The sequence below is a fragment of the Kiloniella spongiae genome, assembly GCF_001026905.1.
Classification (GTDB): Bacteria; Pseudomonadota; Alphaproteobacteria; order Kiloniellales; family Kiloniellaceae; genus Kiloniella; species Kiloniella spongiae.
Map to the genome: position 1 here is coordinate 1 of NZ_LAQL01000054.1, position 753 is coordinate 753.

Sequence of the window (753 nt, forward strand, 5' to 3'; positions counted from 1 at the left end):
CAGCGATATCCCGTGCAACCTCAAGGAAACCAATTTCAATACCCCATCGCGCCTTACAAACCCAACCAAACCAGCCACTACAACCGTGATAGTGACCCCAGTCACGATTGATTTCACTGTTAAGGCTATTAACTCTATCTTCCGCTGCCTGCAATTTTGCTTCCGCAGCGGCGCGTTCTTTACGAACCTTGGCACGCTCTGCATTGATCTGTTTGGTTAGTCCATCAACCTTCGCACGCGCGTCCTTGATATCTTGCTCCGCTTTGTCAAACGCAGCTTTTAACTCTTTAAACACCGCATCCAAAGCCGCCTTTGAAGGCTCTTCCACAAAGGTGCCGATATCCAGCTTCAGATCCCCTTCCATATAGAAGTCAGCATCGCTGAAGTTCGGGTTTGTTACAGACAGATCAACCCCGGATAGACGCAACAAATTGTGCATTGAGAAATCTTTACCAAACTGCGCCGTCGTTTCAAAACTCGCCCCCTTGTTATTAAAGATAACGTCATAGCGGTCATGGAGGCCCAGATACGCAATCTCAATATCAGCATTAAGGGAAATGCTTGGTACAATATTGGTCAGTCCTGCCTTCATTGAAAAATGATTATCTTTCAGGTGCAAGGGCCCCAGATTGATGTCGTCGATTTTTTCTTCCGCATAGATACCCCTGGTCGGATTGATTGATACATCTACCGCACCAAGTTCATGCCCCAGCCATGCCAGACCACCTTTCATGGCAAAGCCTTCGCCATTAA

1 protein-coding gene is annotated in these 753 nt (G+C 47.4%); it reads right to left on the reverse strand.

Annotated features, from left to right (window positions below):
• Positions 1-753 (reverse strand): hypothetical protein (locus WH96_RS22200; RefSeq protein ID WP_047766184.1); only part of this gene is annotated, 753 nt, incomplete at both ends.